Raw genomic sequence first — 13,744 nt, 5'->3', positions numbered from 1 at the left:
GAGGAGTATTATGAATTTAGAAAAATTTAGTAGTGATGCAATGAAAATTGTAGAAGAGTCTCAAAGCTTGGCAATAAAAAATGCAAATGTTGAAATTTCAGATATTCATTTACACAAAGCTTTGATTGATAATGATAATATAATTATTAAGATTTTGAATATAATGAATGTGAATATAGACAGCTATAGAAATGATGTTAAGATAGCTTTTGATAATTTACCTTCACAATATGGAGATTCTAATATTTATCCAAATACCGTTTATCAAAGAATTTTGCTTAATTCCGAAGATGAAATAAAAGGAACAGGAGATAGTACAATTTTACCTGAACACATTTACCTTTCTCTTTTGAAAGAAAAGAATATAAAATCATCAGATATTTTTAGAAAGTATAACATAACATACAACTCTTTTAAATATGCTTTGATGGGAATTAAGAATATGAAAAATGAACATAAAGATGGAAGTACAAGCGAAGAATTGTTAAAATATGGAAGAAATTTAACAGAAGAAGCAAGAAACGGTAAACTTGATCCTGTGATTGGTAGAGATGAAGAAATAAGGCATTCAATTAGAATTTTATCAAGAAGAACAAAAAATAATCCTGTTTTAATAGGCGAACCCGGAGTTGGTAAGACAGCTATTGTTGAAGGATTAGCTCAAAGAATTGTAAATAATGACGTTCCAGATGGATTAAAGAATAAAATAATTTTTCATTAGATATGGGAAGTTTAATAGCAGGTGCCAAATTTAGAGGAGAATTTGAGGAAAGATTAAAGGCTGTTCTTGAAGAAATCAAAAATTCAGAAGGCGAAATAATTTTATTCATTGATGAAATTCACACTTTAGTTGGTGCAGGAAAAACCGACGGAGCTTTGGATGCATCAAATATGTTAAAACCAATGCTTGCTAGAGGAGAATTGCACACAATAGGTGCAACAACACTTGATGAATATAGGAAATATATTGAAAAAGATGGAGCTTTGGAAAGAAGATTTCAAAAAGTATTGGTAAAGGAACCTACTGTTGAAGATACAATTTCAATTCTTAGAGGAATAAAAGAAAAATACGAAATTCATCATGGAATAAAGATAACTGATTCTGCAGTTATTGCATGTGTAACTCTAAGTGATAGATATATTACTGATAGGTTTTTACCGGACAAGGCGATTGACTTGATGGATGAAGCATCTTCTATGGTAAGAACTGAAATTGACTCAATGCCACAAGAAATTGATGACCTTAGAAGAAAAGTTTTACAATTAGAAATCGAAAAAGCAGGTCTTGTTAAGGAAACTGATGAAATTAGTAAAAAGAGGTTGCAAAACTTAGAAAAAGAACTTTCCGATGTGAAAAACAAGTACAATGTTGAACTTGCTAGATGGGAAAGTGATAAAAAAGATATTAATGAAATAAAATCTGTGAAAGCTGAAATTGATTCTGTCAGAATAGATATTGAAAAAGCTGAAAGAGAATATGACTTTGAAAAACTTTCAGAATTAAGATATGGAAAACTTGCAAATTTAGAATTAAAATTAGCTGAACTTAATGAAAAGAAAAAAGAAAAAGAAAGTTATTTAAAAGAAGAAGTTACAGAAGAAACAATAGCTGAAGTAATTTCTAAGTGGACAAATATTCCTATAAAGAAATTGGTCGAAGGAGAAAAAGAAAATTATTACATCTCGGAGATATTTTGCATAAGAGAGTTGTTGGACAAGACGAAGCAATTGATTTAGTTAGAGATTGTATTTTAAGATCAAGAAGTGGGTTAAAAGACGAAAATAAACCTATCGGTTCATTTATTTTCTTAGGACCTACAGGAGTTGGTAAAACAGAATTAGCAAAAACATTATGTGAAAGTATGTTCGATAGCGAAAAAAATCTTGTTAGAATAGATATGAGTGAATATATGGAAAAACATTCAGTTTCAAGACTTATAGGAGCACCTCCGGGATACGTAGGATATGATGAAGGAGGACAACTTACAGAAAGAGTTAGAAGAAATCCATATTGTGTAATTTTATTTGATGAAATAGAAAAAGCTCATCCGGATGTATTTAACATCTTATTACAAGTTCTTGATGATGGAAGACTTACTGATAATCAAGGAAGGGTGGTTGACTTTAAAAATACTATTATAATTATGACTTCCAATATAGGTTCAACTTACTTGCTTGATGGAATTGATGAAAATGGCAAAATTACAAAAGAAGCTGAGAATGAAGTTATGAAAGAGTTGAAAAACTCTTTTAGACCTGAATTTTTAAATAGAGTTGATGATATAGTACTATTCAAACCATTACAAAAAGAAGAACTTTATAAGATAATTGATATGACTGTTTCAGAAATTGAAAACAGATTAAAAGATATTGGAGTAAAGATTAATTTAGATGAAGATTGTAAAAAGTTAATTTTAGATTCAACTTATTCATTTAACTACGGAGCTAGAATAATAAAAAGATACATTCAAAAAAATATTGAAACTGAAATAGCTACAAAGATAATTGAAGGAAAAATTACTCCAAACTCCACAATAAATTTTAAAAATATAAATGGAAAAATTTGTATTTCATAAATTTGTATTTTAAAAAGATAAAGAGCTAAGAAAAATATTAGCTCTTTTATCTAATTTATTTAGAATTGATTGAAAAATATTAAAATAAATATTTGAAATAAAATACATTTTATGTTAAAATATAGTCGTATATTTAAGTTTAGGAGGAATATTATGGATCAGTTAACTATGCAATTAGTTATTATAGGTGGTTTTATGGTTATTGCTTATTTTCTTATGATTAAACCACAAAAGAAAAGACAAAAAGCCATAATGGATATGAGAGATAATTTGAAGATAGGGGATAATATAATTACTATTGGAGGTATAAAAGGTAAGATTGTTGAACTTAGCGATACTGAAGTTGTAATTGAGACATCTGATGATGGAACAAAAATAGAATTTATTAAATCTGCTATTCATTCTGTCGTTAGCAAATCTGAAGAGTCTTCTGTTGAAGAAGATGATGAAGAGGAAGATAGTGAAGAAAATTAGTTTTTATTAAATAGACGGATTTCGTCTATTTTTCTTTATAGATAGTATAAAAAGGAGGTATTTATGAAAAGATGGTTTATTAAGTCTGATAATGGATTGACTAAAGAAAATTTTAAAAATAATAGTGAATTTTCTTATATAACTTGTCAACTTTTAGCAAATAGAAAAATTGACTATAAAAATGTAAAAAATTTTTTATATCCTGATTATAAATACCTTCATAACCCTTTTTTGATGAAAGATTTAGATACAGCAATCGAAATTCTAGTTGATGCAATAGATAATAATTTACATATACAAATTGTCGGTGATTATGATCAAGATGGTAATTCTGCAACAGTTGTTTTAATGAAAGGTCTAGGTTTTTTTACTGATAATATAAGTTTTGCTATTCCTCATAGAATAGAAGATGGTTATGGTATTTCAAAAGGAATTGTAGATAATGCTAAAAAAAATGGAGTAGATTTAATTATAACTTGTGATAATGGAATATCAGCTTTTGAGGTGGCGGATTATTGTAATTCTTTGAATATACCAATGATAATAACAGATCACCATCAAGTGTGTTTTGACGATGAAGGAAATCAAATATTGCCTAAAGCTAGTGCTGTTATTAATCCTCATAGAGTAGATTGTGAGTATCCGTTTAAAGAATTATGTGGTGCTGGTGTAGCTTTTAAATTAATGCAGGCATTATATGATGAGTTAGGTGGAGATGAAGATTATTTAATAGACTTACTACAATTTGTTTCAATGGGAACAGTTTGTGATGTTGTTGATTTGGTTGATGAGAATAGATTTTTTGTGAAAAAAGGATTAGAAATACTAAATTCAAGTGATAATATTGGAATAAATAAGTTAAAAGCAGAAAATGAAGTTGGAAAGATTACAACTACTTCATTAGGATATAAATTAGGACCTTGCATTAATGCTGCTGGTAGACTAGAATCTGCAAGTATAGGTGTAGAGTTGTTTTTAGAAAAAATGAAGAAATAGCTGGTAATTATGCAAAAAAATTGGTTGAGTTGAATGAAAAGAGAAAAGATTTAACTAATGAAGCATATTCCAGAATAAATTCGAAAATTAGAGATAATAAGTATTTTGATGATGATATTATTGTAGTATATGATGATGAAATTCATGAATCAATTGCAGGAATTGTTGCAGGAAGAATAAAAGATTATTATTATAAACCCACTTTAGTTTTTTCTAATGCCAAAGAAGATGGTATTTTAAAGGGAAGTGGCAGAAGTATTGAAGATTATAATATAATTTCAAAACTTAGAGATTTTTCAAATCTTTTTGAAAAACTGGGAGGGCATGCTATGGCAGCCGGTTTTTCAATAAAGAAAGAAAATTTAGAAATATTAAGAAATGAATTAAATAAAAATTCAGATTTGATTTTAGAAAATTTTATAGAAAAAGTTAAGATAGATTGTTCTTTGGACTTTAAATTATTAAATTATAATATTGTTGAGGAATTAAAGTTATTGGAACCTTATGGCAAGGCAAATCCGGAACCTTTATTCGGTGCAAAAAATGTAGAAATTAAGTCGATTTCAATTATAGGTAAAAATAAAAATGTTATAAAGTTAGTCTTGAGTCAAGATGATTTAGAATTTAGCGGAATTATTTTTACAAATTTTGAAAAATATATTAAATATTTTAATGAAAAGTTTAAAACTAATGACATTATATCAGAACAGAATAATATTAAAAATAAATTTATAGATATTTTATATACTCCTGTAATTAATGAGTATATGAATACTAAATCTATTCAATTACTTATAAAAGATATAAGGTAGGAGGTGAGCAAAATGTTAGAGGAATTATTATCAAAAATTAAAAGTTATAATCCAAATGCAGATGTTGAAAAAATTACAAAGGCATATAATTTTACTAAAGAATGCCATGAAGGTCAATTTAGGAATTCGGGAGAACCATATTTTATTCATCCGGTAGCAGTTGCTAATATTTTAGCTGATTTATATATGGATGATGCAACAATTATTGCAGGACTTATGCATGATATTCTTGAAGATACGGAAGTTACTTTTGAACAGATGGCAGAAATGTTTGATGAAGAAATTGCAAATCTTGTGGATGGAGTTACAAAACTTAAAAAGATAAAATATCAAAGCAAGCAAGAATCTCAAGCGGATAATTTGAGAAAAATGCTTTTAGCAATGAACTCAGATATCAGGGTTATAATAATAAAAATTGCTGATAGACTCCATAATATAAGAACTTTAGAATATATGAAAAAAGCTAAGCAATTGGAAAAGGCTAAAGAAACTTTAGAAATTTATGCTCCACTTGCTTATAGATTAGGTATGAGTAATGTTAAGTGGGAACTTGAGGATTTATCTTTAAGATACTTGGAACCAGAAATTTATTATGACTTAGCTGAAAGAGTTAAGAAAAAGAGAAGTGAAAGAGAAAAAATTATAAATGATATTATTGAAGAAATAAGCATAAGTCTTAAAGAGCACAATATTCAAGGAGAAATTAGCGGAAGACCAAAAAGTTTATATAGTATTTATAAAAAAATGTATAAACAAAATAAAAGTTTTGATGAAATTTTTGATTTAACTGCAGTTAGAATTATAGTTCCAACTATTAGTGATTGTTATGCTGTTTTAGGAATAGTTCATTCTAAGTGGAAACCAATTCCTTCAAGATTTAAGGACTATATTGCTGTTCCAAAGCCAAACTTATATCAATCTTTGCATAATACTCTAATTAGTAATTCTGGTGATGTTTTTGAAGTTCAAATAAGGACTTTTGAAATGCATAAAACAGCAGAATATGGTATTGCTGCGCATTGGAAGTATAAAGCAGGTGTTGATAGAAGTACTAGTTTTGATGATAAATTAACTTGGCTTAGACAGCTTATGGATTGGCAAAGAGAAGTAAATGACAATAGAGAATTTATTACTTCTTTTAAAGAGGACTTTGTTTCCGATGAAGTTTTTGTTTTTTCACCAAAAGGAGATGTCATAAATTTAATAGCTGGGGCAACTCCAATAGATTTTGCTTATAAGGTTCATACTGCAGTTGGTAATAATTGTGTTGGTGCTAAAGTTGATGGTAGAATTGTTCCATTAAATTATAAATTAAAAAATGGAAATATTGTAGAAATACTTACTAATCCAAATTCATCTGGACCAAGTAAAGATTGGCTTAAGATAGTTAAGTCCTCTCAAGCAAGAACAAAAATAAAACAATGGTTTAAAAAGGAAAATAAGGCTTTAAATATTGTTCAAGGTAGAGATATGCTTGAAAAGGAAGTTAGAAGATTAGGATTTACTTATAGTAAGATATTAAAAGAAGATTGGCTTTTACAAATAGCAAAGAAATTAAGTTTTAATACTATTGACGAAATGTATGCAGCAATAGGTTTTGGAAGTATTAACTTAAAACAAATTATTCCAAGATTAAAGGAATTTTATAGTGATTACTATCAAGAATCTGCTGATGATATAATAAATAAAGTAAAAAGTGAAAAATCTTCTAGTAAATATAATTCTAAAGGCGTTATTGTAAAAGGTATTGATAATATAGAAGTTAGTTTTGCAAAATGCTGTAATCCGCTTCCAGGCGATGAAATAGTTGGTTATATAACAAAAGGTAGAGGAATTTCTATTCATAATTGTAATTGTCCTAATGTAAAAAATGTTGAAAACCGAGATAGGCTTATTGCTGTTGAATGGACTAATACTAAAAATTTATATTATAAAGTAGAAGTTGCTGTTATATCTTTAGATCAAGTTGGCGCATTGGCTGATGTAGCTCATATTATTTCGGAGTCTAAATTGAATTTAGTAGGGATAACTGCAAAAACAGGAAAGGATAAAACTTTTATTACAAATATTATAGTTGAAATAAAAAATATTGACGAATTAGAAAGATTAATCAATAAAATAAAATCTTTAAAGGGTATACTAGACGTATATAGGGTACGTGCTTAATGAGAGCTATAATACAGAGAGTTAATTTTGCAAGTGTAGAAGTTGACAAAAAAGAAGTTTCCAGAATAAAAAAGGACTTCTTCTTTTTGTCGGTTTTGGTAAGGAAGATACGGATGTTGATTTAAAATATATTTTTAAAAAAGTTTTAAATCTCAGAATCTTTGAAGATCAAAATTTTAAAATGAATTTGTCTGTTTTAGATAAAGGATATGAAATATTAATTGTTTCACAATTTACACTTTATGGAGATTGTAGAAAAGGAAATAGACCTAGTTTTGATAATAGTTTATCCAGTATTGAAGCTAAAAGGAAATATGAGGAATTTTTAGAACTATTTTATGATAATCATATTGTAGTAAAAACGGGAAAATTTCAAGCTGACATGAAAGTATTATTGGAAAATGATGGACCAGTTACAATTCAATTGGATTCTAAAAAGTGTTACTAGGAGATAAAGATGAATATAAAAAGGATTGTTGTTGGAGTATATGCAGTTAATTGTTATATAGTATATAATAATGAAAAAAAGGCTTTATAGTTGATCCGGGTGGAGATAGTGAGGACATAATTAAGTTTATTGAACAAGAAAATATAAACTTAGAGTTTATATTACTTACTCACGGACATGCAGATCATATAGGAGCTGTAAATATAATAAAAGAAAAATTTAATGTACCAATTTATGCCAGTATAAAAGAAAAAGATTTACTAAAAGATCCTATTATAAATTTATCAAAGTCAATTCCACCTTTTAAAAATATAGAGTTAATAGCTGATAGATGGCTTTATGATGGAGAGGTAATTGATTTTTATGGAGAAAAACTTTATATAATGGAAACTCCAGGGCATACAGTCGGTAGTATATGTATTCTTATGGGGAATGTTATGTTTTCAGGAGACACATTATTTAGAATGAGCATAGGAAGAAGCGATTTACCCACTGGAAGTTTTGACGAAATAATTAATTCAATAAAGAAACTATATGATTTAAAAAAAGATTATAGAGTATTACCTGGTCATGGTGCAGAGAGTAATTTACGATTTGAAAAGGAAAATAATCCATTTATGAAAAATATGAATAATTAACAGGAGATACAAGAAATGTATGATATTATAGTGATAGGTTGTGGGGTGATTGGCGCCAGCGTTGCCTATGAATTATCTAAATATAATCTAAAAGTTTTAGTACTTGAAAAAGAAATTGATGTTGCTGATGGAACGACAAAGGCCAATAGTGGAATTTTGCATTCGGGTTATGATCCAGAACCAGGAACATTAATGGCAAAATTAAATGTCGAAGGTTCAAAGAGAATTAAGGAATTAGTTAAAAAATTGGATGTTCAATACAATGAATGCGGTTCATTGGTTTTGGCATTCAACAAAGAAGATGAAAAAACTTTAGAGAAATTATTAGATAATGGAATTAAAAACGGTGTTGAAAATTTAAGAATAATTGATAAAAAAGAAATTGAAAAAATTGAACCTAATATAAATAAAACTGTTACTAAAGCATTGTATTCACCAGGAGCCGGAGTTATTGATCCTTGGGAATTATGTATTGCAATGTCACAAGTTGCTGTTTCTAATGGGGTTGAAATAAAATTAAATAGTGAAGTTGTAGATATTATAAAAGAAGATGATACATTTTTAGTAAAACAAATGATAATACATATAAATCTAAATATATAGTAAATGCAGCAGGAATAAATTCAGATAAAGTTCATAATATGGTTTGTGATAAGGAATTTGAGATAATTCCTTCAAAAGGACAATATTTTATTTTGGATAAGAGTCAAAAAGATCTTGTTAAACATGTACTATTTCAATGTCCATCTAAAGTTGGTAAAGGAGTTTTGATTGCTCCTACATCACATAATAATATCATTATAGGACCAAATGCTGAAAGTAATTCAGAATTTTCTGATAAATCTACAACTTTTGAAGGATTAAATGAAGTAAAGGAAAAAGTTTCAAAAACTATTTCTAATGTTCCATACTGGGAAAATATAAATAATTTTTCAGGATTAAGAGCAAACAGTACAGAGGCTGATTTTATAATCAGAGAATCTAAAAGTTGTAAAAATTTTATTGACTTGGCAGGAATAAAATCTCCAGGGTTGGCTTCTTGTGCAGCTATTGGATTAATGTGTTTAGATATTTTAAAAGACATCGGTGTGAACTTTATAGAAAAAGAAAATTATATAGATAGTAGAAAAATTATTAGAATAAAACATTTATCACCTGAGGAAAGGGCTGAAAAAATTAAAGAAAATCCTCTTTATGGAAATATAATATGTAGATGTATTACTGTTTCTGAGGGAGAAATTATAGATTCTTTAAAAATGCCTTTACCTCCTAGAACTCTTGGAGCTGTTAAGAAAAGAACAGGAGCCGGTATGGGACGATGTTTAGGTGGATTCTGTGGTCCAAAAGTATTAGATATTATTTCAAGAGAATTAAATATTCCTCCTGAAGAAGTCTATAATACAAATTTTGGAAGTTATATAATAACAGGAAGAACAAAAGAAGGGGAGAAAAATGTCTAATATAGAAAATTATGATTTGGTGGTTATTGGAGGCGGACCTGCTGGACTTGCAGCTGCTTGTGAAGCCAAGAAAAATGGAATAGATAAAGTATTAATTTTAGAAAGAGATAAAGAAGCAGGGGGAATTTTAAATCAATGTATTCATAATGGTTTTGGATTACATTATTTTAAAGAAGAATTAACAGGACCAGAATATGCTCAAAGATTTATAGATTTAGCAAAAGAATACAATGTTGAGATTAGATTAAATTCAATGGTTCTTGATTTTGATGAAAATAAAATTATTCATGCGATAAGTAAAGATTATGGATATCAAGTAATACAAGCAAAAGCAATTATACTTGCAATGGGATGTAGAGAAAGAACTAGAGGGGCTATCTCTATTCCAGGTGATAGACCTTCTGGAGTTTTAACTGCAGGATCTGCTCAGATGTATGTTAATATGCAAGGACTTATGTGTGGGAAAAAGGTTGTAATTTTAGGATCTGGAGATATTGGATTGATTATGGCAAGAAGGCTATCTCTAGAAGGTGCAGAAGTCATTGCATGTGTTGAACTTATGCCATATTCAAATGGGCTAGCAAGAAATATAGTTCAATGTTTGAATGATTATAACATCCCTTTGTTACTTTCACATACAGTTACTGATATAATAGGAAAAGATAGACTTGAAAAAGTCGTTATTAGTAAAGTTGATGATAATAGAATACCTATAAAAGGTACTGAAATAGAATTGGAATGTGATACATTGTTACTTTCTGTCGGACTAATTCCAGAAAATGAAATTACTCGTGAAATTGGGATTGATATTGATTCAAGAACTAAAGGAGCTTTTGTATTTGAAAATATGGAAACAAGTATGGATGGAGTTTTTGCTTGTGGAAATGTATGTCATGTCCATGATTTAGTTGATTTTGTTACAGGAGAAAGTCAAAAAGCAGGAAGAGCTGCCACAAAATATATTTTAGAAAATTCTAATTCTAATTTTAGAAAAATTGAAATTCTAAATGGAGAAGGAATTTTTTATACTGTTCCTCAAAATATAAGAGTTGAAAATATGGAAAATAGATTGGAAATATTTTTCAGAGTTAAAAGTGTTGAAAAAAATATTGTAATTTCAGTTGCGGATGAGAATGGAAATCTTATAAAAGAATTTAAAAGACCTCATGTTGCACCTGCAGAAATGGAAAAAATTGCCTTAACAAAAAAGCAAGTAGAGTCTGTTACTACTGATAAGATTGTTATTTCAATGATAAAGGGAGATGAATAATAATGAAGGATATAGTATGTATTGTTTGTCCGGTTGGTTGTAGAATATCTGTTGATGAAGAAAATGATTATAAAGTAATCGGAAATAAATGTCCAAAAGGTTCAAATTATGGAAAGAAAGAATTAACTTTTCCAACTAGAACTATCACTTCTACTGTGAAGATAAAGAATGCCATTCACAATAGATTACCTGTTAAGACTTCATCAGAAATTCCTAAAAATATGATTTTTGATATTATGAGAGAATTAAATAAAATTGAAGTTATTTCTCCAATAAAAGTTGGCGATGTTATTTTAGAAAATGTATTAGATACTGGTGCAAATATAGTTGCAAGTAGAGATATGTAATTTATTATAAAATTAGTTGAAAATAAAAATAATATATGTTATAATAAATAAAAATATTCTTTTAAGTTAAGAGTGGGTCATCCCACTCTTTCGTTTTAGTTTAATTAGTAGTTGAAAGGAGATAAAATTGAAAAAAGAAACTGAATTATTAAACACTATTAAAGACACATTTACAAATATATTTTTAGAAAAAGGTATATATTTTGTAGATGTAGAATATGTTAAAGAACCAAGGGGATATGTGCTCAGAATTTTTATTGATAAAGATGGTGGAGTTGATTTGGATTCTTGTGAAATTGCAAGTAATTTAATTAGTGATTGGCTTGATGAAGTAGATCCTATAGAAGATTCATATTTTTTAGAAGTTTCATCTCCTGGAGCAGAAAGAGAAATTAAAAATGATGAACAACTAAAAACATTTATTGGGAAAAAAATTTTAGTAAAAAGTTATAAAAAGATAAACAATGAGAAAGAATTTATAGGAAATTTGAAATCTTTTGATAATGAAAAATTAACTTTAATAATTGGCAAATCAAGTTTTGATTTTTTGAGAAAAGATATTGCTATAATTAAATCACAAATTGAAATTTAAGGAGAAGATAATGAAAGGAACAACAGATTTTTTAAGAGCATTAGATGAAATTGAACGTGAAAAAGGAGTTTCTAAAGAAATAATTTTTGATTCTTTAGAAAAAGCACTTTTAAAAAGTTATGAAAAAAATTTTGGTGAATATGAAAATGTAAAAATAAATATAAATAGAACAACAGGTAAAGTCGAACTATTTGCTATTAAGAAGGTAGTTGAGGTAGTTGATGATAATATAACTGAAATTTCTTTGGATGATGCTAAATCCATTAGTACAAAATATTCACTTGGTGACGATGTTTCTATAAAATTGAAAACAATGGACTTTGGGAGAGTTGCTGCTCAAACCGCAAGAAATATTGTTATACAAAAGATTAAAGATGCTGAAAGAGAAGTAATATATAATGACTTTCAAGACAAAGAAAGAGAGCTTATATCAGGACAAATTCAAAGAATTGATAGAAACAATTTATTTATAAATTTAGGAAAACTTGAAGCTATTGTAACTCCTCCAGAACAAATAAAAACAGAAGTTTATCGTGTTGGTGAAAGATTAAAATTTTATGTTAAAGAGGTAAAGAATACTACTAAAGGAGCACAAGTATTACTTTCAAGATCTGATGTTAATTTTGTTCTAAGATTATTTGAATTGGAAGTTCCTGAAATTTTAGATGGAACTGTAGAGATTCAATCAATTGCAAGAGAACCTGGAAGTAGAACAAAAATTTCAGTTTTTTCTAAAAATGATGATGTAGATCCGGTAGGGGCTTGTGTTGGTTATAAAAGATCTAGGGTAAGTTCAATTATTAATGAGCTAAAAGGAGAAAAAATTGATATAATAGTTTACAGCAAAGATGTAAAAGAATATTTATCAAACTCACTTAGTCCGTCTGAAGTTGTTGCTGTATTTACTAATGAAAGTGAAAATAGAGCAAGAATAATTGTTCCTGATTCACAATTATCGTTGGCTATAGGTAAAGAAGGTCAAAATGCTAGACTTGCAGCTAAACTTACAAATTGGAGAATAGATATTAAAGGTTTAGAAAAGTATAAAGAAGATATAAAAAACGGATTGATAGAAGTCGGTTTTGATGGGGAACAAGATTTTATAGATAATGGTTTTAAGCTATAGGAGATTGTATGAAAACGAAAAAAATTCCTATGAGAAAATGTGTTGCTTGTGGAGAGCAAAAAGAAAAAAAGAGTTAATACGAATTGTAAATAATAAAGAAGAAGGAGTTTTATTAGACATTTCAGGAAAGAAAAACGGAAGAGGTGCTTATATCTGTATTTCTAATAAATGTGTTGATAAAGCTAAGAAAAATAAAAGATTAAATGTTGCATTAGAATCAGAAATTAGTAAAGAATTTTATGAAGAATTGAAAGAATATGTAGATTCTATTAAATAGCAAAGGGGTGCTAGTATGAGTAAAGTTAGAGTACATGAACTTGCAAAAGGATTAAATCTTCAAAGCAAGGAATTAATAAATATAATAAACGGATTGGGAGTAGAAGTTAAGAGTCATATGTCTATTCTTGAAGGAAAAGATTTAGAAGTTGTAATTGGACACTTTAGAAAAATTGAATCTGAAAAGTCTAAAAAAGAAGAAAAAAAGTAGTTAAATCAGAAAATAAAGTTGATGAAAAGAAAACTAACGTAAATAAAGAAAGAAAAGATAATTTTAATAAAGACAATAGAAATTTAAAAGAAGATTATAATAGAGATAATAAACCTTTTAATAAAGACAAAAAAGAAGGTTTCAACAAAGATAATAAAGGATATAGTAAAGATAAAAAAGAAGGTTATAACAAAGATAAAAAACAAAATTTCAATAAAGATAACAGACCTTTTAATAGAGATAAAAAAGAAGGCTTTAACAAAGATAATAAAGGATATAGTAAGGATAAAAAAGAAGGCTTTAATAGGGATAAAAAACAAAATTTCAATAAAGATAATAGACCTTTTAACAA

The 13,744-nt window shown here is 27.8% G+C and carries 12 protein-coding genes and 3 pseudogenes; all 15 read left to right on the top strand.

Features of this window, described 5'->3' with window-relative positions:
* The first annotated feature begins 10 nt into the window (after nt 1-10).
* Nucleotides 11-2,576: pseudogene (locus tag HMPREF9127_RS04845) on the top strand (ATP-dependent Clp protease ATP-binding subunit).
* Between the two features lie 153 nt (nt 2,577-2,729).
* Nucleotides 2,730-3,050: a preprotein translocase subunit YajC gene (gene yajC / locus HMPREF9127_RS04840; protein WP_009448507.1), complete on the top strand. Its 321-nt coding sequence runs from the start codon at nt 2,730-2,732 to the stop codon at nt 3,048-3,050.
* 63 nt (nt 3,051-3,113) lie between these two features.
* Nucleotides 3,114-4,046, top strand: a complete 933-nt coding sequence (locus HMPREF9127_RS07815) for a single-stranded-DNA-specific exonuclease RecJ (RefSeq protein WP_009448585.1) — start codon at nt 3,114-3,116, stop codon at nt 4,044-4,046.
* A 29-nt stretch (nt 4,047-4,075) separates the two neighbouring features.
* Nucleotides 4,076-4,858 carry a DHHA1 domain-containing protein gene (locus tag HMPREF9127_RS07810; RefSeq protein WP_255261716.1) on the top strand — a complete coding sequence of 261 codons (783 nt, stop codon included), beginning with the start codon at nt 4,076-4,078 and terminating at the stop codon, nt 4,856-4,858.
* Between the two features lie 12 nt (nt 4,859-4,870).
* Entirely contained in the window at nt 4,871-7,024 is a 2,154-nt protein-coding gene (locus tag HMPREF9127_RS04830) for a RelA/SpoT family protein (protein ID WP_009448960.1), read from the top strand.
* Nucleotides 7,024-7,472 (top strand): annotated as a pseudogene (dtd, locus tag HMPREF9127_RS07805) (D-aminoacyl-tRNA deacylase). Before HMPREF9127_RS04830 ends, dtd begins: the two are co-directional and overlap by 1 nt.
* A gap of 86 nt (nt 7,473-7,558) precedes the next feature.
* Nucleotides 7,559-8,110, top strand: a complete 552-nt coding sequence (locus HMPREF9127_RS07800) for an MBL fold metallo-hydrolase (RefSeq protein ID WP_482198253.1) — start codon at nt 7,559-7,561, stop codon at nt 8,108-8,110.
* A 15-nt stretch (nt 8,111-8,125) separates the two neighbouring features.
* A complete protein-coding gene (locus tag HMPREF9127_RS09165) occupies nt 8,126-8,713 on the top strand; it encodes an NAD(P)/FAD-dependent oxidoreductase (RefSeq protein ID WP_009448600.1) in 588 nt (195 codons plus the stop codon).
* A 38-nt stretch (nt 8,714-8,751) separates the two neighbouring features.
* The gene (locus tag HMPREF9127_RS09160) at nt 8,752-9,570 is read left to right on the top strand and encodes an FAD-dependent oxidoreductase (RefSeq protein WP_009449116.1); all 819 of its coding nucleotides are present in this window, start codon (nt 8,752-8,754) and stop codon (nt 9,568-9,570) included.
* The gene (locus HMPREF9127_RS04810; protein ID WP_009448835.1) at nt 9,563-10,840 is read left to right on the top strand and encodes an NAD(P)/FAD-dependent oxidoreductase; all 1,278 of its coding nucleotides are present in this window, start codon (nt 9,563-9,565) and stop codon (nt 10,838-10,840) included. The genes HMPREF9127_RS09160 and HMPREF9127_RS04810 overlap by 8 nt, the downstream gene beginning before the upstream one ends.
* A 2-nt stretch (nt 10,841-10,842) precedes the next feature.
* Nucleotides 10,843-11,187, top strand: coding sequence for a DUF1667 domain-containing protein (locus tag HMPREF9127_RS04805; protein ID WP_009448932.1), 345 nt, complete (start codon nt 10,843-10,845; stop codon nt 11,185-11,187).
* 127 nt (nt 11,188-11,314) lie between these two features.
* Nucleotides 11,315-11,779, top strand: a complete 465-nt coding sequence (locus HMPREF9127_RS04800) for a ribosome maturation factor RimP (protein ID WP_009448738.1) — start codon at nt 11,315-11,317, stop codon at nt 11,777-11,779.
* 10 nt (nt 11,780-11,789) lie between these two features.
* On the top strand, nt 11,790-12,905 hold the full coding sequence (gene nusA, locus HMPREF9127_RS04795; protein WP_009448665.1) for a transcription termination factor NusA: 1,116 nt from the start codon (nt 11,790-11,792) through the stop codon (nt 12,903-12,905).
* Between the two features lie 8 nt (nt 12,906-12,913).
* Nucleotides 12,914-13,182 (top strand): annotated as a pseudogene (gene rnpM / locus HMPREF9127_RS04790) (RNase P modulator RnpM).
* Nucleotides 13,183-13,197: 15 nt separating this feature from the next.
* Entirely contained in the window at nt 13,198-13,392 is a 195-nt protein-coding gene (locus HMPREF9127_RS04785; RefSeq protein WP_009448508.1) for a translation initiation factor IF-2 N-terminal domain-containing protein, read from the top strand.
* Nucleotides 13,393-13,744: the final 352 nt, after the last annotated feature.

This window comes from Parvimonas sp. oral taxon 393 str. F0440 (assembly GCA_000223315.2).
Classification (GTDB): domain Bacteria; phylum Bacillota; class Clostridia; order Tissierellales; family Peptoniphilaceae; genus Parvimonas.
The sequence above is the reverse complement of the archived record's forward strand: the minus strand, read 5'-3'. Positions and strand labels throughout refer to the sequence as shown.